Genomic DNA, 19,989 nt, shown 5'->3' with positions numbered 1-19,989 from the left:
CGTCGTTCGCTATTGTCATGGAAGAACTCGTGATTAGTCGGAACGGCGGAACCGTTCGGCTAGAAGGAGAATCGCCGTGACCAGGAGGAACACCACGACCGAAACCGCGGCCAGAGTCGGATTGAGCTGGAGGATCATGTCGTCCCACATCTTCTTCGGAAGCGTCGTGTTGATCCCGCCGCTGACGAAGATCGCGATGGTCAGTTCGTCGAACGATGTGATGAACGCAAAGAGGAACGCCGCAACCAATCCGCCCCGGATAAGGGGGATGGTGACAAAGAACAGCGTCTTCACCCGGTTCGCCCCAAGCGTGGCGGCCGCGTGATCGAGCTGGACATCATAGGTTTTCAGAATCGCCGAAACCGCGATCATGGCGAACGGAACGGCCAGCACCGTATGGCCGATCACCAGACCGGTATTGGTCGCCACAAGGCCCAGCTGAGCGAAGAGATAGAAGATCCCGACAGCGATCACGATCCGCGGCACGATCATCGGCGCCAGGAAGAAAGCGAAGATCGCCGTTCCCCATTTCGACCGGCTGCGCGACAGGGCGAGCGCCGCGAAGCCGCCGATGATTGTCGCGAAGATCGCCGTCGCGAAGCCGACTCCGAACGAACGCACCGTCGCGGCGATCCATACCGGGGAATTCAGATAGGTTTCATACCATTGCAACGACCAGCCCGGAGGCGGGAACTCCAGAAATTGCGAGCTTGTGAAGCTGAGCGGAATGATCAGCAGCGTCGGCAGGACAAGGAAGGCGATGATCGTCCAGGTGACGAACGGGAGGGTCCTGGCGGTGACCTTCGGCCCGACCAGCCGGCGCGCCGCCGCGCCGATCCAGGCGGTGGCCCAGGCCACGCGCTCAAGGACAAAGAGACCGATGAGGCGCGTCGTGCCGCTCGATTCCTTTCCGCTTCCGCCGGTCACGGTGGAGATGCCGAAGAGGAGATCATAGAGCCAGCAGGCGACGAGAGCCGTCACCAGCATCAGCATCGCGAGCGCGCCGGCGAACGACCAGTTCAGGAGTTGCTGGATCTGGACGATGATCAGCTGGGCGAGCATCGTTTCCTGTGGTCCGCCCAGGAACGCGGGGACGATGAAAAACCCGAGAGACGAGATGAAGACGAGAAGCCCCGCAGCAGTAACGCCGGGGAGCGACAGCTTGAAATAGACAAGCCAGAAGGCATGGATTGGGGTCGCCCCCAGCGTCTGTGCGGCCTGCACCAGACGTCGGTCGATGTTCAGCATCACCGGCAACATCGTAATCGCGGCCAGCGGGACCATGGCGTGAACCATGCCGACCATCACGCCGAACTCGTTGTACATAAGTGAGAATGGGCGATCGGTGACCTGGGAGCCCAGGAGCAGACTGTTAACCACACCCGTTCGGCCGAGCATGATCATCCAGGCGAAGGTCTTGACGAGGTAGCTCGTCCAGAACGGCACCATGACGAACAGCAGCAGGCGTCCACGCAGGAATGCCGGCTTCGTGGCCAACCAGTAGGCCAGCGGATATCCGAGCAGGAGTGAAACGAGAGCCGTGTAGCCGGCGATCTTGAAGGTGATGCCGAGGACGTGAAGGTACACGTCTGATTCGACAATGCGATTGAACGCGGCAAGGGTCCACGTGCCCGTCTCCTGATCCTCGAAAGCGAGGAACAGGAGCCTGGCGACCGGAAAGGCGAAGAAGAACGCCAGGAAGAGGATACCCGGCACGGCGAGCCAAAGCGTCGATGGACGACGGAACAGGCGCGCCCGGGTAGTCACCGGGGGCGTATTGGCGGTGGCGATGCTCACGGAACGACCGCCACGGTATTGGGATCCCAACTCGCGGTCACCGTTTCCCCTAGCGACGGAATGTTCAAACCCGGCGGAACCCGGATGATGAAATCCGTGTCGTCCGACAGTGAGGCGATGACCCGTGTTTCAGAACCGGCATACACCACCTCTTTGACCGTGCCGGACACACGGTTCGCCGCGCCCTCGCCAAGGGTCAGATTCTCCGGACGAATGACCAGAGCGCCGGCCCCATCCTGGCAACCTTCAGGCAGAACGAACTCGCCATAGGGCGTCTTGAGACGGTGCGCCGTTCCGTTGCGTGTCACCTCCCCACGCAGGATGTTGGATATACCGATGAAATCGGCCGCGAAGGCGGTGCGCGGGCGCATATAGATATTATGCGGCGTGTCGATCTGCTCGATCCGCGCGTGGTTCATGAGGCAGATCCGATCGGAAAGCGCCAGGGCCTCTTCCTGATCGTGGGTGACATAGATGATCGTGGCCCGGCTTTCGCGATGCAGCCTCTTGATCTCGATCTGCATGTTGTCGCGGAGTTTCTTGTCGAGCGCGCCAAGCGGCTCATCCATCAGAATGATGGATGGCTGGTAGACGAAGCAGCGCGCCAGCGCGACACGCTGCTGTTGTCCGCCGGACAATTCCTTCGGCAGACGCCCCGAAAGATGTCCGAGCTGCACCAGGTCCAACGTCTCCTTTACACGGGACTTGATCTCAGCGGAGGCGCGTCCGCGCATCTTCAAGGGAAAGGCTACATTCTCGGCGACGGTCAGATGAGGAAAAAGAGCGTAGTTCTGGAAGACCAGCCCGATATCGCGGCGGTGCACCGGGATATCGGACTGCTCTTTTCCATCAATGTAGACATGCCCGCTGCTTGGCTCGAGAAGACCGCAGATGAGCTGCAACAGCGTCGACTTCCCCGAACCCGAGGGCCCCAGCAAGGTCAGGAATTCACTGCCGGCCACGCTCAGGTCGCTCGCCTCAAGCGCCGTCAGCTTGCCGAACTTCTTGGACAAGCCTTCGATGAGAAGCTTTGGCTGAACTTCAGTCACGCTCTTCGACGCTGCCACCACTATTTTTCCTTAAGACAGAAGCCAGGCGTTGAACCGTTCGGTCGCACTCTCCCGGTTCTCGCTCCACCAATCTTCATCCGCCATGGCCATTTTCTCGATATTCTCCGGTGAGGTCGGCAGGATGCTCGCCCGCTCGGCCGGAATCGTCTCGTAGGCGTCGAGATTTGTGGGGCCATAGGCCAGCACGTCGGTGAAGGCGGCCTGCCGTTGGGGATCAGCGCAGAAGCGGATGAATTCGCGAGCGACGTCGGCCCGCGGGCAGCCCTTCGGTATTCCCCAGCCTTCGATCGAATACAGGCCCTGGTTCCAGGACAGCGCCGCCGGGGCGCCGCCATCGATGGCCGCCTGGAAACGAGCGTTCCAGCCGCTGATCAGGTCGACCTCGCCGCTCTGCAGAAGCTGGGTGCTCTGGGCGCCGCTGGTCCACCAGACGGCGATCTCCGGCTTTATCTGATCGAGCTTGGCGAAGGCGCGATCGACATCAAGCGGGTAGAGCTCCTTGAGCGGCACGCCATCGGCCATGAGGGCCTGTTCCAGCGTGTCGATCGGATTGCGGCGGAGCGAACGCCGGCCCGGGAATTTCTCCACATCGAAGAAGTCGGCCCAGCTCGACGGCCCGGTATCGAACCAGTCGGTTCGGTACGCCATCACGGTCGCATAGACGTCCGTCCCCATCCAATGCTCTGAAACCGCTTCGGGAAGCAGGCTCGGCACATCCGCGTGCGAGAAGCCGATCGGCTCCAGAAGGTCCTCCTTGGCGAGAATGTCGCGGGCGGACACGGTGAGCGTGCAGACATCCCAGGTATAGCTTTCCGTTTCCACGATCGCCTTGAACTGGGCGGTCGGCTCCGCGTCGCGGGCCACGTTCACGATCGTATTGCCCGTGGCTTCCTGGAAAGGATCGTAGAAAGCAGTCCGGAAGGCCGGACCGAACGGCCCGCCCGGATCAGCGACGGTCAGCTGCGTCGCGGCTGAAGCGCGGCCGATGATGTAGGGCGCCGCAAGGGCGGAGGCGGCGGCTCCGGCAGTCAATTGCAGGACGTGACGGCGTGTGGGGCGTAGCAATTCCATGGTCGTTCCTCTCCTGTTGTACGGCTTCTCTTGCCTTCTTCTTCATTATGTATTGGCGTTTGCGCGCGCGTGTTTCCGGGCCGCGCGCTCCGCCAGGAATTTCTCCATCATGCGAGCGGGCTCACCCGAAGCGTAGGCTTCCTTCTGAATTCGCACTCCGGCGGCCAGGGCATCCCGCAAGCCGGCTTCGGTCACCTCACGGAACCGCTGCCGGTCGAGGCGCATGGCGGTGGGCGGCTTGTCCGCCAACTCGCGGGCAAGCTCCATGGCGGCTTCCATCACCTCCTCGCGCGGGACCAGCCGGCTCATGGCCCCCACGCGGAAGCATTCCTCCGCATCCATCATCCGCCCGGTCAACGTCAGATCGATGGTTCGTCCGAGACCCAGGATCTCCCGCATGATCCAGGGTCCGGTCGTGCTGGCGATACCCGAATTGATTTCGGGCTGGCCCATGGTCACGCCCTCATGGCCGATCCGGATATCGCAGAGAAGGGCGACCTGGAATGCCGACCCCGCGGCGACGCCGTTCAATGCGGCGATGATCGGCTTGGAGAGCGAGCGCAGGCGGTCATAGAGGCGCTCCCATTCGCCAACCCACAGCTCCGCCCTTGCCGCGTCGAAGCTTTTCGTTTCGTTGAGGTCCTGGCCCGCGCCAAAAGCACGGTCGCCGGCGCCGGTGAGGATGACGGCCCGGACATTGCCGTCGGCCTCCATCTCGTCGAGCGCGGCGACAAGCTGCTCGCGCATCTCCGAATTCCAGGCGTTCAGCACCTCGGGGCGGTTCAATGTGATCACCCCGACTGCGCCGCGAACGTCTCGGAGAATGAAACCACCCATTGCGCCTAGCTCCAGTTATTGCATTATAATAACTCTTATTAAAATGGTCCGGCAGACCGCGCCGCTTGTCAACAAGGAAATCAGCCGTCATGAGATTTAGAAATTTTAGGAGTCATGAATGGTAGCGACCGAGCTTCCCGGATCTGCACGCAAGCGAGACCCCCTCGCCGTCCAATCCGTGGAAAAGGCGTTTCGAGTCCTCGAGGCCTTCACAAGTCAACGCCGCACGATGAGCCTGTCGCAGATCGCCGAGGAGACGGGCATGGACGTCAGTGCGGCCCAGCGCTTCACGCACACGCTGAAGTTGCTCGGGTATCTGGGCAGGGACGTTGAGACGCGCCGTTACGAGTTGACCGCGAAGGTGCTCGATCTGGGGTACAACTTTCTCCACGGCAATCGCCTCATAGACGGGGCGATGCCCTATCTCATGCATCTGAGCAAGGAGACGGAGGAGACGGTCAACCTGACCATCCTGGACGGCACCGACATCCTGTTCGTCTCACGGTTCATGAGCCGTCATATGTTGAACATCGATGTCGTCGTGGGTTCGCGGATGCCCGCTTTCTGCACGGCTCCAGGCATCGCAATGCTGTCGTGCCTACCCGAAAACGAGGCGATCGCCATCATCGACCGATCGGATCTGAAGGCGTTTACCGAGTTCACCACATGGAAACGCGAAGCCCTGATCGAGAAGATGAGGATATCCCGGCAACAGGGATATGCGACGGCTTTCGAGGAATATTACCGGGGCGACGGGTCGATAGCCGCGGCGGTTCTCGATGGCCATGGCAGGCCGGAAGGTGCGGTGAACGTCGCCGTCTCATGTTCCCGCTATCGGCCGGACGAAATCCCTTCCCGCTTCTCCGCACTGATCGTCGCCGCCGCCCGATCCATTTCACGCCGCTGACGGCGATCATCCACCTGCCGGATTCAGACGGACCTTGACATGACCGATATGCGGGTGGAACGTTTCAATAATGATTATTGCATACTGATAACTGTTATGCGCTAGCCGGGGAACGGGTTTCTCATGCCGCAATTCCGAAGGGTTGCACAGCGAAGAGGGAAGCCGATCAGCCTGACCGTCGATGGTCATCCGGTCACGGCCATGCAAGGCGATTCAGTGCTGGCGGCGATACTCCTTTCCTCACATTTCGTCCGGCGGCTCGAATTCGGCGGCGAGATGCGAGCCGGATTCTGCCTGATGGGCGCTTGTCAGGATTGCTGGGTATGGGCCGCGGACGGTTCACGCCTGCGCGCCTGCTCCACATTGGTCGAGGAAAGGATGGCCCTGCTGACAGAGCCGCCGTCCACTCCCGCGCTGGTGGACCACAATGCATAGAATCGTGGTTGTCGGGGCCGGCCCCGCCGGCATACGGGCGGCCGAAACGCTCTGGAGAAACGGCCTTCGGCCCATACTGCTTGAGGAAGGCCGCGGCAGCGGAGGTCAGGGATACCGACAGCCGTCGGAAGGGCTGGATCTCGACATCGCGAAGCTCATGGGAAGCGAGGCGCGGAAATACCGGCGTCTGCATGAGGATTTCGCGCAAATGGTCCCCTCGATCGATTATCGGCCGGAAACGCTGGTCTGGGGCGCGGGAAAGGGAACGCTGCACACGCTTCGCGACGGCGTTGCCGAATTGATCGATTACGATGCCGTGATCGTCGCGACCGGGGCCATGGACAGGATCATGCCCCTGCCGGGATGGACCCTGCCGGGCGTGTTCACGCTGGGAGGCGCCCAGGTCGCGATGAAGGACCAGGGCTGCCTCATCGGCAAGCGAGTGGTCTTTTGCGGCTCGTCCCCCCTGCTCCCGCTCGCAGCGTTGCAATACAAGATGCTGGGGGCCGAGGTGGTGGCCATCTGCGACACGACTTCGATGAGAGACAAAATCTCCGCCGGGCCCAAGCTCCTCGCCTCGCCGAAAACATTCGTGAGAGGCCTGACATATCTGAGGCAGCTACGCGCCGAAGGCATTGAAACCCTGTTCGGCGCGGACCCGGTCCGAATCGTCGGCGAAGAGTCCGTCGAGGCTCTGGTGGTCAGCGATCGTCAGGGCCGGGAGCGTCGGTTTTCCTGCGATGCGGTCGCCCTCGGCTACGGGTTGAAGCCGGAAACCCAACTTGCGGAACTGCTTGGGGCGACGTTCGCATTCGATCCCTCATTTCGGCTCTGGCTCCCGAAGGCCGATGAGGATGGACGCGCCGCTCCCGGCCTCTATCTCGCCGGCGACGGCGCCAGGATCGGCGGCGCGGACGCGGCGGAGGACAGCGGCCGTCTCGCCGCCCATGCCTTGCTCGATGATCTAGGGATAACCTCCGACAGAGGCGAGAACCGGCGTCTTCGTGGGCGCGTCAAAAGGCTCCGCCGCTTTCAGAACGGGCTGTCGAAAGCCTTTTCATGGCCCGTGAGGTTTGCCGGTCGCCTTGGGGACGATGTCACGATCTGCCGATGCGAGAACGTCAAGGCGGGCGAGATCCGATCGGCGATGGATACGGACCTCGGGCCGGTCGAGATAAATCGCGTGAAGGCGATCACCCGGTGCGGGATGGGGCGTTGTCAGGGCCGGGTCTGCGGACCGGCCCTGCAGGAGTTGATTGCCGCTCATGCGGGCTTGCCGATCGTCGAGGTCGGACGTCTCAGGGGGCAGGCTCCTGTCAAACCGATTCCCGTCAGCGCGGCGAGGCGTCAGTCATGAAGCGCCACACGGCAGATGTGACGATCGTCGGAGGCGGACTCATCGGCGCATGGTGCGCCTTCTTCCTGGCGCGGCGCGGAAAGAAGGTCACGCTGATCGAAAAGGGCGTGGTCGGCGCTCAGTCCAGTGGCACGAACTTCGGCAGCCTTCGGCTTCAGGGACGCTATCCGGCTCAATATCCGCTGTCGCTCCGTGCGCAGGAGCTTTGGGAGCGGCTGGAAGACCTCATCGGAGACAATTGCGAATACGATCGTGCGGGGCACCTTTATTGCGCCCATGACGGTGAAGAATCGGCGAAACTTCAGGATTACGCCGCTGTTTCGCGCTCCTACGGTCTGGAAATAGAGGATTTGGGCAGGTCCGACCTGCGGCGGCGGTTCCCGTGGCTCGGCGACCGGATCGTGCACGCCACCTACTCGGCGCGCGACGCGACGGCCAATCCGAGACTGGTTACCCCTGCGGTGGCGCGGGCGGCGAAAGCCGAGGGCGTCGAAATCGTGGAAAACAGTTCCGTCACGGGCATCGGTGTCCGGGATGGGACTTTCCAGGTCACGGCCGACGGCTATGGCTGCGTCGAAAGCGGCTACGTCGTCAACAGCGCCGGCGCATGGGGCGTGAAGATCGCCGAGATCTTCGGCGAGACAGTCCCGCTTTTCCCGGCCGGACCGCCGCAATTCGTGACCGAGCCGGTACCCTATATCGTTCGCCCCACCGTCCAGACGGTAGACGGTTCGGTCATCGCGCGTCAGATACCGCGCGGCAACCTGATCCTGACCGGCTATCCGCGCACCGCCTCCGATCCGGTCAACAATCGGGCGCCGGTACCGCTTCACAAGACCTTGTCGGCGATGGCGGGACTTGAACAAATCATCCCTGCCATGGCTCACGCCCACGTCATCCGCGTGTGGTCGGGAATCGAGGGATACATCCCGGACATGATCCCGGTCATCGGCGAAAGCGCCAGGATGCCGGGGCTTATCCACGCCTTCGGGTTCTGCGGACACGGTTTCCAGATCGGCCCTGGTGTCGGTCTCTGCGTCAGTGAGATGATCGCGGATGGGGAAACGCCGGTACCGCTCGAACCTTTCGCCATTTCCCGATTCTCCGGCTCAACCGTCGTCAGTGAGAAGTTCCATAGCGAGTTCGATGCCGAGGCCGTCGGACGCTGAAGCCGCGAACCAAGCCTCAAGAGATGCGCAATGTCTAGAGTGACAATCATTGGGGCCGGAATTGTCGGCGCGTGGACGGCTATCGAATGCCTTCGCCTGGGTCATGAAGTAACCATCGTCGATCCGGGTGACCCAGGCGGACGGCAAGCCGCGAGCTACGGCAATGGCGCCTGGATCATGGAAGCCAGCGTGCTGCCTGTCGCGATGCCCGGCCTGTGGTTGCAGGTTCCGCGCCTGCTGCTGGACCGCGGCGGCCCTCTGACGATCCGATGGCGGAATCTGCCCGAGCTCGCGCCCTGGCTGGCGCGCTTCATGCTGTCCGGTGCGACGCTGAAGCGGGTCGAAGCGACTGCCAGGGCTCGCCACGAACTCCTGCGAGAGGCTGTTTCCAGATACGAGACAATCTGCGAGCAGGCGGGACTTTCGGACTATATCGAAGCGGCAGGGCATCTGTTCGTCTACCCCGACGAAGGAGCATGGCGCGACGACCGCCTTACCTGGCAATTCCGCGGCCGGTACGGTCACAGTTGGGAAGAGGTGAAATCGGAGGATCTTCGCCGGCTGGAGCCCGGTCTCGGAAGCGATTACCGGCACGCCGCTTTCATGTCGGCCGGGCGCAATTTGAACGATCCTGGAGGCCTGGTTAGGGGATTGGTTTCATTCGCGCAAAGCGCCGGCGCGAGGCTGGTTAAAGCGCAAGCGACCGCATGGCGCTTCGAGGGGGACAGGTTACGCGCCGTCATGACCGACATGGGGGAGGTTGAAAGCGACTGCGCGCTGGTTTGCGCGGGTATCGCGTCCCGCGAGCTTGCTTCCAAAGCCGGCGACCGAATACCGCTCGAAAGCGAGCGCGGGTATCACATCGTCCTGAAAGACCCGGAATACGTGCCCCTGCACCCCGTCATGCCGAGCGACGGCAAGATGGCCGTTACGATGACGCGCGCCGGCCTGCGGGTCGCCGGGCAGGTGGAACTCGCGAATGCCGGGGCGGCGCCGGATTGGCGGCGCGCCGATATCCTGCTCGACCATCTCCATCGGCTATTCCCGTCCATCCCGCGAAGACCGGATCCTGGACGACTCGATCGCTGGATCGGGCATCGCCCATCGACGCCGGACGGGCTGCCCTGCCTGGGTTTCTCCTCGCGTTCGCGCAATATCATCTACGGGTTCGGCCATGGTCACAGTGGCATCGGCATGGCCCCGGCTTCGGCCCGCCTTCTGGCGGAACTCGCTTCGGATATCCGTCCGAGCATCGACCCTGAGCCTTATTCGGCGAGGCGGTTTGCGCAATGACGGACGATATTCTCTATCTGAGCGAAGCCGATGTCGGCGATCTGGAAATCGATCCGGCCAAATCCCGGAACGCCATTCTGTCCGCGTTCCGCGAACATCATGCCGGGCGCATAGCATCCAAGCCGAAGCTTTCCCTCGACCTCGGGCCCGGCCATAAATTCCAGTCGCTCTGCGCAGCCTCCGCCCAAAGCGGTCTCGCCGTGAACAAATGGCTGGGCGTCGCCCCCTTGGAGGCCAGTGTATCGGGCAGGAGCGTACAAGCCCTGGTCACGCTGAACGACTATGGCTCGGGTGCGCCCCTATGCATCATGGACGGGAACGTACTCACGGAATTGCGTACCGCCGCGATGTCGGCGGCGATGGCCGAAATGATCGTGACTTCCGAACCGCGATCGATCGGCTTCATAGGAAGCGGCTACCAGGCGCGGTCGCATCTGACGGCGTTCCTGTCGCTCTTCCCATCGCTCGAACTTGCCATGGTCCTCAGCCGGACGCAGGCATCATCGGAGCGTTTCGCGAATTGGGCTCAAGACGGCCATGGCCTCCGGACCCAAATTCCGGAAAGCGCCGAAGATCTCGTCCGACAAAGCTCCATCCTTGTTACGACCGTGCCGATGAGCGCTGGGCTGGAGCCGTTTCTCCAGCCGGAATGGGTCGCGCCGGGAGCATTCGTATCCGCCGTCGATCTCGCCCGCTCATGGTGTCCCGAGACGCTGAGCGAAATCGAATATCTGGTAACCGACGATCACGTTCAGGAACAGGAAAGCCCGACGATTTCCCGCCTTCGCGGCTTCGATGCCGATCTTGGCGATGTCGCGTCGGAAGCTGCGGAAAACCTCCGGCAACAGGATCGCCGAATGTTCATCTTTCGAGGCCACGCCACGGCCGACCTCGCGATCGCCTCCGAAATTTATCGAGATGCGTTGCGTGCAACCGCCGGCATCCGAATACCTCGCTAGGCGATCCGCGGGTGGCCGGCTCAGCCGTTCCAGCCAAGGCCCTTGGATATCCTGAGAGCGGCTTCGCCGAGAAGGTTCACGAAACGGTCGAGATCCGGCTTTTGCGTGCGAAAGGCCGGAGCAGCGACGTTCAGCGCCGCAACTACCGAGCCTCCGACCGCCATCACAGGGACCGAAACGGAACAAAGCTGTTCGCCGACCTCCCCACGACTGATGCAGTATCCTTGTCTCCGTATCAGATCCAGTTCACGCATCAACCTGCTGCGGTTGGTGATGGTGCGCTTGGTTATCGGCAGCAAATCGTCCGGTATGAGTTCGGCCTGGAGCCTTGAGGGCAGGAAGGCCAGAAGCACCTTGCTGGATCCCGCATAAAGCGGCCGCCGCCGTCCCACCACCGTATGCACCCGCAGATCGCGTGACGGCTCGAACTTGGCTATGCACAGGGACTCGGCATTGTCGCGGATCCGAAGCTGGATGGTTTCGTTCACTTTTGAGCCCAGTGATTCCATGATCGGATCGGCCAGTTTCACGAGGTCAATCTGCGTCGTGGCCGCCGTCCCCAGCACCAGCACTGCATTTCCGAGGCGATAACCGCCCGCCGACGTCTTCTGGATCAACGCGCGGCGTTCCAGTGTACGTAACATTCTCAAGATTCTTGGCTTCGTTTCTCCAAGGTTCCGGGCAATCTCACTCAGCCTCACGTCGGCGAACTTCGCGACCTCCATCAGCACTACAATAGCGAGGTCAACCGATTGAACTATATCGGATCTTTCGGGCATCTAGATTGCTCCTCAACACCAGATCATTACGCGTCCAGGCCATCAAAATGCCTAAAATTTTTTGGTACGCTCATCGTAACATGCAGCAATAGTGTTTGACAGTTTTGATACCGTTCGCGGACTGTACGGGCAATCGGCGCCTGTCAGACGCCATAAGAAGCGCGGCCTCAGCGCGCCGTCCGCTCCACAGAAAATCAACTAGGGAAGGAGACCGAGGTGGTACTGATTTCTACTCGCCCAGGCATTCGGAAAACGTTGCTCGCGCTCTTGATCGGCGCGGCGATGCCTGCGGCCGCCCTGGCGCAAGACACGCATCTCTCGATCGGCATGTCCACGACACCGACGACGCTCGATCCGCACGAGGACAGTTCGGCGCCGAACAACGCCACTACCCGGCACATCTGGGACGCCCTGATCAACCGGGGCGGTTCCGCTGAAAACTTCCCGCAACTGGCGACCGAATGGCGGGCAATCGATCCGACGCATTGGGAATTCAAACTGCGCGAAGGCGTCACTTTCCATGACGGCTCGGAATTCAATGCCGAGGACGTGATCGCCTCACTGCTCCGGGCGCGGGACAAACCGAGTCAGGGTTTCGCCGCGTATACCCGCAACATCGCGAGCATCACGGCGCCCGACCCGCTGACGATCGTGGTCGAAACCACCGTTCCGGACCCGCTAATCCTCAATTCCTTGAGCCGGATCATGATCATCAGCGCCGATTGCGCTGATGCCTCTGTCGAACAATTCGACAATGGCGAGTGCGCGGTCGGAACCGGCCCGTTCGAATATGTCTCCTACATGCCGGGCGGCCGGCTGGAACTCACTCGGAACGACGAGTATTTCGAGGGCGCCTCGGAATGGTCCGACGTGACGTTGCGTTTCCTGCCGGACCACGGCGCACGGCTTGCGGCACTCCTGTCGAAGGAGATGGACATCATCGAGACGCTGCCGGCCGACGGCCTGCCTCGCGTTGAGGAAGATCCCGAACTGAAGGTGATCCGCGGACAGTCGACGCGCCTCGTCTATCTCGGCATGGACGTGTCGGAGGGGCCATCCCCTTATGTGACCGCCAAGGATGGGTCGGAACTGGCCGAGAACCCGCTCAGGGACGAGCGGGTGCGTCGCGCGCTCCTGATGGCGATCAACCGCCCTGCAATCGTCGATCGCGTCATGCAGCAGAATGGCACGGTCGCCGACCAGTTCGTCGCCGAAGGCTATTTCGGTCATTCCGATCAGGTCGAGCGTGTCGAGTACGACCCCGAGCAAGCCATGCAACTCCTGGCCGAGGCAGGTTATCCCGACGGCTTCAGACTCACACTGCACGGCCCCTCGGGGCGCTATGTGAAGGATAGCGAGATCCTGCAGGCGGTGGGGCAGATGTTCGCTCGGATCGGCATCGACGCCAGCGTCGAGGTGATGCCATGGTCGATGTACTCCGACAAATATTCGAGCGGCGCCTACAGCATGTATTTTGCTTCCTGGGGCGTGAACACGGGCGAGGTCTCAAACCCCGCAGTTGCATTCGTCGCGTCGCGTAACGAAGAGCGGGGCACCGGCCGCTACAATGGCGGCGAGATCAGTGATCCGGAGATCGACGCGCTTCTGGCCGAGGCGACCTCGACACTCGACGAGAAGAAGCGCGCCGAACTTCTTCAAGAGGTCTCCGAACTGACCTTCGACCGGCTCTGGGTCCTCCCTATGCACTATGAGAACGTCGTGCTGGGAGCGCAAAGCTCGATCAACTACGAGCCGCGCGGCGACAAGTACACGCTGGCCTACGAAGTCACTTCGGCCGACTGAGCCGGCCTCCCGGATGCGCGGGATATGCACCCGCGCATCCCACCCCTTCTCTCAAGGAGCACACGAAGGTGCAGGAACTCGGTACGAGCGCCGCCGCCCGCGCCCGGGCGATCTACGACTATGGTCACACGGCGATTTTCGCCTCTACGGCCGACCCGCGGCTGCACATGCTGCTCTATGTGCCTCCGACGGCCGCGGAAGGCCGTAAGATGGACCTGTTGGTGGCCGTTCACGGGACCGGTCGCACGTCAGCCATCGACTTCCGTGACGGGTTTGCCGAGTTCGGCCTCTATCACGACTGCGCCATCCTCTGCCCGATCTTTCCGATGAACGTCCTCGGCGATGGGGCCCGGTCGGGCTATAAATACATGGAAGAAGGCGACATCCGCTACGATAAGGTCGTCCTCTCGATGGTCGCCGAGATGGCCGAGAAGTACGGGCAGGACTGGTCGACCTTCGCGATGTTCGGCTTCTCCGGCGGCGGGCATTTCACCCACCGTTTCGCCCTCCTGCATCCAGAGAAACTCTGGGCGGCCTCTATCGGCGCGCCGGGTTCGGTGACGTTGCTCGACCCCGGCCGCGACTGGTGGGTCGGCATTCGGGATGTGGCGGAGCGGTTCGACCGCCCGTTCGATGCGGAAGCCCTGGCGAAGGTGCCGGTGCACATGGTGGTCGGCGACGCGGATCTCGAAACCTGGGAGATCACCCATAAGCCAGGCGGCCGATATTACATGGAAGGCGCAAACGACGCTGGCGAAACCCGCCCTGCCCGTCTACGCGCCCTGGCGGATTCATTCCGGAAAGCAGGCGTCGATGTGACCCTGGAGATCGTGCCCGGTATCTCCCACGACCGTATCAAGGTCCTCGGCAACGTGAAGGCGTTCCTGGCGCAGGCGCTGGCCGACAGGCGCTCCGCATGAAGAACGCGACGATCGTCGCGCCGCAGCCCGAAGCGGTCGAGGCGGGCGCGGCCGTTCTGGAGCGTGGCGGCAACGCGGTCGACGCGGCTCTGGCCTGCGCCTTCGTTCAGGGCGTCGTCGATCCGCAGATGGCCGGGATCGGCGGCTTCGGGTCCATGCACGTCTACATGCCCCGCAAGGGCGTGCATGAGATCCTGGAGTTTTACGCGCGCGCGCCCCTCGCGGCGACCCCCGACATGTGGGCCGACAAGATCGTGGGCGAGAGCCGGGACGGTTTCGGCTTCATCCTGGAGGGGAACCTCTCGGACATCGGCTACCTGGCGGTCTGCACGCCGGGATCATTGAAGGGCTACGAGACGGCGCTGCGTGATTACGGCACCCTCGACTGGACCGATGTGATCTCGCCCGCGGTCGAGTATGCCCGCAATGGCTTCATGATCCGCAATCATATGCACTGGTACTGGACCAAGGATCAGAGCGCGGACGGATTCGCCAATACGGTCGACAAGCTGGGATTCTCCGAAACCGGCAGGCGCATCTACTTCCATCCCGATGGACGCCTGCGCGATGTGGGGGAACTCCTCAAGAACCCCGACATGGGCAACACGCTGGAACGGATCGGCCGGAGCGGCGGATCCGACATCTTCTACAGCGGCGAGATCGCGCAGCAGATTGCGGAAGATTTCGCGACGCACGGAGGCCTGCTCAGCGCCGAGGATCTTGCCGCCTACGAACTCTCGAAGGTTGAGCCCATCTGGGGCGATTATCGTGGTCATCGCATCGCCACCTCTCCGCCGCCGGGCTCGGGCTTCGCCATGCTCGAATTGCTGCACATCCTCGAGAACTTTGACCTCGGCGCGATGCAGCATGCCGGATCGGAGCATGTCACGCTTCTGTTCGAGGCGATGAAGCGCATGACGATCGATAAGGATGCGCATATGGGCGATCCTCTCTATGTCGACGTGCCGGTCGCCGATCTGGTGTCGAAGGAGCGCGCGGCGCGCCACGCCGCTTCGATCCGCGCGGGCGAGCGGGCCTGCGTCGACCGGATGACCGACAATAGCCAGAGGGACACGACGCATATCTCGGTGATCGACAGGGACGGGAATGCGGTCGCGATGACGCACACGCTCGGCAGCCCGTCGGGCGCGATCACCGAAGGGCTTGGCTTCATGTACAACGGCACGATGAGCCGCTTCAGCCCCTTCCCCGGGCGTCCCGGCTCGATCGCGCCGGGCAAGCGCCGGTCGAGCTCCGCGGCGCCGACGATCGTCTTTCGCGGCGATGATCCGTACATCGTCATCGGCGCCCCGGGAGGCAGCTATATCGCGCCGACGGTTGCCCACGGCATCATGAACATGATCGACTTCGGCATGGGCGTGACCGAAGCGGTTTCAGCCCCGCGCATGGTCGGCGTGTCGAACAAGATCGATATCTGCAACCGCATCCGGCGATCGGTTGAAGCCGATCTTCTGCGATCCGGCTATGAGGTCGCACGGTCGCCCCTGACATACGCTTTCGCCGCGCTCCACGCCATTCAGGTGGAGGACGGCTATTCAAAGGGCGCGGCAGACCCGCAGCGCGACGGGCTGTCTCTTTCAGTGACGTAGGTGGAGGTAAAGGGTGGCCACATCCCTTATCCGGCGCATGATGCAGGCGCTGTTGGTGATTTTCGCGATGACGGTCATCGTCTTCGTCGGCGTGAACGTCATCGGCAATCCGGTGGACATCCTCATCAACCCGGACGCCAACCAGGCCGAGCGCGCGCGGGTGATCGCCCATTACGGCCTCGACCAGCCATTGTGGCGACAGTATCTGGCCTTCCTGAGCGGGCTCATACATGGGGAATTCGGCGACAGCTTCGTCTACAACCGCCCCGCTCTGGGTCTTATCCTCGATCGGCTGCCCGCGACGCTGGAACTGGCGATCAGCGCCCTTCTGATCGCGCTGGTCATCGGTCTGCCGCTCGGGCTTTACGCGGGGATCTATCCGGAGCGCCTGCCGTCCCGGGTCATCATGTCCGGTTCGATCCTCGGCTTCTCACTGCCGACTTTCTGGGTCGGGCTGATGCTCATCATGGTCTTCGCCGTGGAACTCGGCTGGCTACCGACGAACGGGCGTGGCGAGACGGTGGAGTTTCTGGGTGTGCACTGGTCGTTCCTAACGATGGACGGGCTGTCGCATCTGTTGCTCCCCGCATTCAATCTCGCCCTCTTCAAGACATCGCTCGTCCTGCGGCTTACACGGGCCGGGATGCAGGAAGTGTTGCCGCAGGATTTCATCAAGTTCGCCCGCGCCAAGGGCGTGCGCGAGCAGCGCGTCATCTTCGTCCACGCATTGAAGAACCTGATGATCCCGGTCGTCACGATCATCGGGCTGGAATTCGGATCGCTGATCGCGTTTTCGGTGGTGACGGAAAGCATCTTCGCCTGGCCTGGAATGGGCAAGCTCATCATCGATTCGATCAACCTTCTCGATCGTCCGGTCATCGTCGCATACCTGATGATGATGGTGCTTCTGTTCGTGACGCTGAACTTCGTCATCGACATCTGCTACACGCTGCTGGACCCGCGCGTCCGGCTGGATTCGAAGGCTTGAGCCATGACAGCGGTCCCGGAAATCACTGATCCGCCGATACCCCTCGAAGAGGAAAGCGGGTTCCGCAGGCAGATGCGGATGTTCCTGCGGTCGCCCGGCGCGGTTCTGGGCCTGGTTGTGCTGCTTATCGTGATCCTGCTTGCGGTGTTCGCGCCTCTGATATCCCCGCAGAACCCTTACGATCTGAGGCAACTCAGCATCCTGGACAGCCGGCTGCCGCCGGGGTCCGAATCCTTCGACGGAATGACCTACCATCTCGGCACGGACAGTCAGGGGCGCGACATCCTGTCGGGCATTCTCTACGGCCTGCGAACATCGCTTCTCGTAGGCGTTCTTTCGGCCATCGCGGCATCGCTTATCGGTACGTCGATCGGATTGTTCGCCGCCTATATGGGCGGGCGTATCGAGGCGCTGACGATGCGACTCGTGGACCTTCAGCTCTCTTTTCCGACCATCCTGATGGCTTTGATGATGCTGGCCGTGCTGGGCAAGGGCGTCATGAATGTCGTGATCGCGCTCATCATCGCCGAGTGGGCGACCTACGCCCGGACGGTACGCGGCACGGCGTTGGTGGAGCGCGAGAAGGAGTACATCGAGGCCGCCCGATCCTTGAGGGTGCCCGGCTGGCGCATCCTGTTCCGGCACCTCCTGCCGAACTGCCTGGCGCCGATTATCGTGATCGCCACGATGCAGGTTGCACGCGCGATCGGACTTGAGGCGACGCTGTCCTTCCTCGGCCTCGGCGCGTCGGTGACGGAGCCCTCGCTCGGAATGCTCATCGCGAACGGATATCAGTACATGCTGACCGGCCTTTACTGGATCAGCTTCTATCCCGGCATCGCGCTGCTCGTGACGATCGTCGCCATCAACCTCGTTGGCGACCGGCTGCGCGATGTCCTCAATCCGAGGAACGCATAGTGTCGCCGATCCTGCAGGTAAAGAATCTCGTCACCGAATTCGGCCCGCCGAACGGGCCACGAGTGCGCGCGGTCAACGACGTCTCCTTCTCTCTCGAGCGCGGCAGGATCCTCGGCCTGGTGGGGGAGAGCGGGTCCGGCAAATCGGTGACGGGCTTCTCGATCATCGGCCTCCTGGACCGTCCCGGACGCATCACGAGCGGCCAGATCCTGTTCGACGGCGACGATCTCGCAAGGCTCTCGGGCGAAGAGATGCGCCGTCTCCGCGGCCGCAGGATCGCGATGGTCTTTCAAGACCCGATGATGACCCTCGATCCGGTGCTGACGATCGGCACGCAGATGATCGAGGCCGTGCGGGCTCACGACCCGGTGTCGAAAGAAACGGCCCGTCAGAGGTCGCGCGACGCGCTGGCTCTCGTCGGCATCCCGAGCGCGGACGAGCGGCTCGCTGCCTATCCGCATCAATTCTCGGGCGGGATGCGGCAGCGCGTGGCGATCGCGATCGCCCTTCTGCACCAACCCGACATCATCATCGCGGACGAGCCGACGACGGCTCTCGACGTGACCATTCAGTCGCAGATCATCGCCGAGTTTCAGCGGCTCGTGGAAATGAACAACACGGCCGTCATATGGATCACCCACGATCTCGCGATCGTATCGAGGCTGGCGGACGATATCGCTGTCATGTATGCGGGCCGTCTGGTCGAGACGGGTGCGGTGGGCGAGGTTCTGTCGGACCCGCGCCATCCCTACACCAAGGGTCTCATCGCCTCTGTCCCCAGCGAGAACAGGCGCGGAACCCGGCTGGTTCAGATTCCCGGCATGACGCCAAGCCTGGCGAGGCTTCCGCAAGGTTGCAGCTTCCGCACCCGCTGTCCACGCGCCACCGCTGATTGCGAAGCGATGCCGCCTCTGATCGAGGAGAATGGACGGGCATTCCGCTGCATCCATCCCGTGCTGGAAGGAGTGTCCTGATGCAGCTTCAAACGGATGCCCTGATCGAAGCGAGGGACGTGACCCGTCGCTTCGGATCGAAGCCCGACCTTGCCGCGAAGCTTGCGCTTCGGCTGGGCCTGGCCAAACCTGCGCCCGTCGTCCATGCACTCGATCGGGTCAGCCTGAAGGTCCGGCAGGGCGAGGTGGTGGGCCTCGTCGGCGAGAGCGGTTGCGGGAAGTCGACGTTGGGCCGGGTGATCGCGGGGATCATCCCGCCATCGGAGGGCGAGGTTCGCTGGCGAGGCGCGCCGATGAATGCGCTGCCAGTCCCCGAACGCAAGGCGGCGGATCTCGCGATCCAGATGATATTCCAGAATCCGATGGCGGCGCTCAACCCCCGGATGACGGTCGAGAAAATCGTCGCGGAAGCGCCGCGAACACATGGACTCTCAAAGGGCGAGAACGACGCCTATGTCGACCGGTATCTGACGATGGTCGGTTTCGACACAACGATGAAGCGGCGCTACCCGCATCAATTCTCGGGCGGGCAGCGGCAGCGTGTGAACATTGCGCGAGCATTGGCGGTGCAACCGCGCTTTCTCGTCTGCGATGAGAGCGTGGCCGCTCTCGACGTATCGATCCAGGCGCAGGTCATAAATCTCTTCATGGATTTGCGCGAGCAACTGGACCTCACCTATCTGTTCGTGAGCCACGATCTGGGCGTCGTCGAGCATATCTCGGACCGGGTCGCGATCATGTATCTCGGCCGAATCGTCGAGGAAGCGCCGGTAGATGAAATCTTTCGGCGGCCGAACCATCCCTATACGCAGGCGCTCCTGTCGGAGATTCCGCGGATCGAGCGCAGCAAGCGCAGGTTCAAACCTGTGCAGGGCGAACTGCCGAGCCCGATCGACCCGCCCAAGGGATGTCATTTCCATCCGCGCTGCCCGTTTGCGATGGATCGTTGCCGCATCGAGGTTCCGAAGAAGATCGAGATCGCGCGCGGCCACCAGTCAGCCTGTCACCTGAACGACTCCTGAGAGAACGCCGCCGGCGAGCATGCGGATTTGATCCCGCTCCGGAGCGCCAATGCCCCGCATCCTGCTGTAGGGTAACCTGCGACTGGAAATTTGGGTCGGGC

The 19,989-nt window shown here is 62.4% G+C and carries 18 protein-coding genes; 13 read left to right on the top strand and 5 right to left on the bottom strand.

Translation table 11 applies throughout. The annotated features are described in order from the left end of the window. Positions 1–33 precede the first annotated feature (33 nt). The 4 genes from AAFN89_RS06650 to AAFN89_RS06635 are packed head-to-tail and all read right to left on the bottom strand — an operon-like array spanning position 34 to position 4,733. Entirely contained in the window at positions 34–1,797 is a 1,764-nt protein-coding gene (locus AAFN89_RS06650; protein WP_347537214.1) for an ABC transporter permease subunit, read from the bottom strand. After that, the gene (locus AAFN89_RS06645) at positions 1,794–2,864 is read right to left on the bottom strand and encodes an ABC transporter ATP-binding protein (RefSeq protein WP_347537212.1); all 1,071 of its coding nucleotides are present in this window, start codon (positions 2,862–2,864) and stop codon (positions 1,794–1,796) included. The genes AAFN89_RS06650 and AAFN89_RS06645 overlap by 4 nt, the downstream gene beginning before the upstream one ends. 12 nt (positions 2,865–2,876) lie before the next feature. Continuing rightward, positions 2,877–3,938, bottom strand: coding sequence for an ABC transporter substrate-binding protein (locus AAFN89_RS06640; RefSeq protein ID WP_347537210.1), 1,062 nt, complete (start codon positions 3,936–3,938; stop codon positions 2,877–2,879). Positions 3,939–3,983: 45 nt separating this feature from the next. Then, positions 3,984–4,733, bottom strand: coding sequence for an enoyl-CoA hydratase/isomerase family protein (locus AAFN89_RS06635; protein ID WP_347537208.1), 750 nt, complete (start codon positions 4,731–4,733; stop codon positions 3,984–3,986). Positions 4,734–4,893: 160 nt separating this feature from the next. On the opposite strand from AAFN89_RS06635, the gene AAFN89_RS06630 reads away from it, so the two are divergent. From AAFN89_RS06630 to AAFN89_RS06605, 6 genes are all read left to right on the top strand, one after another. Beyond that, positions 4,894–5,682, top strand: a complete 789-nt coding sequence (locus AAFN89_RS06630) for an IclR family transcriptional regulator (RefSeq protein WP_347537206.1) — start codon at positions 4,894–4,896, stop codon at positions 5,680–5,682. Positions 5,683–5,805: 123 nt separating this feature from the next. Further along, the gene (locus AAFN89_RS06625) at positions 5,806–6,117 is read left to right on the top strand and encodes a (2Fe-2S)-binding protein (protein ID WP_347537204.1); all 312 of its coding nucleotides are present in this window, start codon (positions 5,806–5,808) and stop codon (positions 6,115–6,117) included. After that, on the top strand, positions 6,110–7,474 hold the full coding sequence (locus AAFN89_RS06620; RefSeq protein ID WP_347537201.1) for an FAD-dependent oxidoreductase: 1,365 nt from the start codon (positions 6,110–6,112) through the stop codon (positions 7,472–7,474). Before AAFN89_RS06625 ends, AAFN89_RS06620 begins: the two co-directional genes overlap by 8 nt. Continuing rightward, positions 7,471–8,643 (top strand): FAD-binding oxidoreductase, encoded by a 1,173-nt coding sequence (locus AAFN89_RS06615; protein WP_347537198.1) that lies wholly within the window; start codon positions 7,471–7,473, stop codon positions 8,641–8,643. Before AAFN89_RS06620 ends, AAFN89_RS06615 begins: the two co-directional genes overlap by 4 nt. A gap of 30 nt (positions 8,644–8,673) precedes the next feature. Continuing rightward, entirely contained in the window at positions 8,674–9,936 is a 1,263-nt protein-coding gene (locus AAFN89_RS06610; RefSeq protein ID WP_347537196.1) for an FAD-binding oxidoreductase, read from the top strand. Next, complete coding sequence (locus tag AAFN89_RS06605) at positions 9,933–10,895, top strand: hypothetical protein (RefSeq protein WP_347537194.1); 963 nt, start codon at positions 9,933–9,935, stop codon at positions 10,893–10,895. The genes AAFN89_RS06610 and AAFN89_RS06605 overlap by 4 nt, the downstream gene beginning before the upstream one ends. Positions 10,896–10,915: 20 nt before the next feature. Here the strand turns inward: AAFN89_RS06605 and AAFN89_RS06600 are convergent, their stop codons facing one another. After that, the gene (locus tag AAFN89_RS06600) at positions 10,916–11,674 is read right to left on the bottom strand and encodes an IclR family transcriptional regulator (protein WP_347537192.1); all 759 of its coding nucleotides are present in this window, start codon (positions 11,672–11,674) and stop codon (positions 10,916–10,918) included. 255 nt (positions 11,675–11,929) lie between these two features. Here AAFN89_RS06600 and AAFN89_RS06595 point away from each other — a divergent pair, with 255 nt between their 5' ends. The 7 genes from AAFN89_RS06595 to AAFN89_RS06565 all read left to right on the top strand — a co-directional run bounded on the left by AAFN89_RS06595 (position 11,930) and on the right by AAFN89_RS06565 (position 19,888). Further along, positions 11,930–13,477, top strand: coding sequence for an ABC transporter substrate-binding protein (locus AAFN89_RS06595; protein ID WP_347537190.1), 1,548 nt, complete (start codon positions 11,930–11,932; stop codon positions 13,475–13,477). A 68-nt stretch (positions 13,478–13,545) separates the two neighbouring features. Further along, entirely contained in the window at positions 13,546–14,397 is an 852-nt protein-coding gene (locus AAFN89_RS06590; protein WP_347537187.1) for an alpha/beta hydrolase, read from the top strand. Next, positions 14,394–16,007 carry a gamma-glutamyltransferase gene (gene ggt / locus AAFN89_RS06585; RefSeq protein WP_347537185.1) on the top strand — a complete coding sequence of 538 codons (1,614 nt, stop codon included), beginning with the start codon at positions 14,394–14,396 and terminating at the stop codon, positions 16,005–16,007. Before AAFN89_RS06590 ends, ggt begins: the two co-directional genes overlap by 4 nt. Before the next feature lie 13 nt (positions 16,008–16,020). Then, positions 16,021–16,995, top strand: a complete 975-nt coding sequence (locus AAFN89_RS06580; protein WP_347537183.1) for an ABC transporter permease — start codon at positions 16,021–16,023, stop codon at positions 16,993–16,995. Positions 16,996–16,998: 3 nt separating this feature from the next. Next, positions 16,999–17,913 carry an ABC transporter permease gene (locus tag AAFN89_RS06575; RefSeq protein WP_347537181.1) on the top strand — a complete coding sequence of 305 codons (915 nt, stop codon included), beginning with the start codon at positions 16,999–17,001 and terminating at the stop codon, positions 17,911–17,913. Continuing rightward, the gene (locus AAFN89_RS06570) at positions 17,913–18,887 is read left to right on the top strand and encodes an ABC transporter ATP-binding protein (RefSeq protein ID WP_347537179.1); all 975 of its coding nucleotides are present in this window, start codon (positions 17,913–17,915) and stop codon (positions 18,885–18,887) included. The genes AAFN89_RS06575 and AAFN89_RS06570 overlap by 1 nt, the downstream gene beginning before the upstream one ends. Continuing rightward, positions 18,806–19,888 carry an ABC transporter ATP-binding protein gene (locus tag AAFN89_RS06565; RefSeq protein ID WP_347537176.1) on the top strand — a complete coding sequence of 361 codons (1,083 nt, stop codon included), beginning with the start codon at positions 18,806–18,808 and terminating at the stop codon, positions 19,886–19,888. Before AAFN89_RS06570 ends, AAFN89_RS06565 begins: the two co-directional genes overlap by 82 nt. Positions 19,889–19,989 lie beyond the last annotated feature (101 nt).

This window comes from Inquilinus sp. CAU 1745 (assembly GCF_039839375.1).
Lineage (GTDB): Bacteria > Pseudomonadota > Alphaproteobacteria > DSM-16000 > Inquilinaceae > JBDOQU01.
This window is presented reverse-complemented; position numbering and strand designations above follow the sequence as displayed.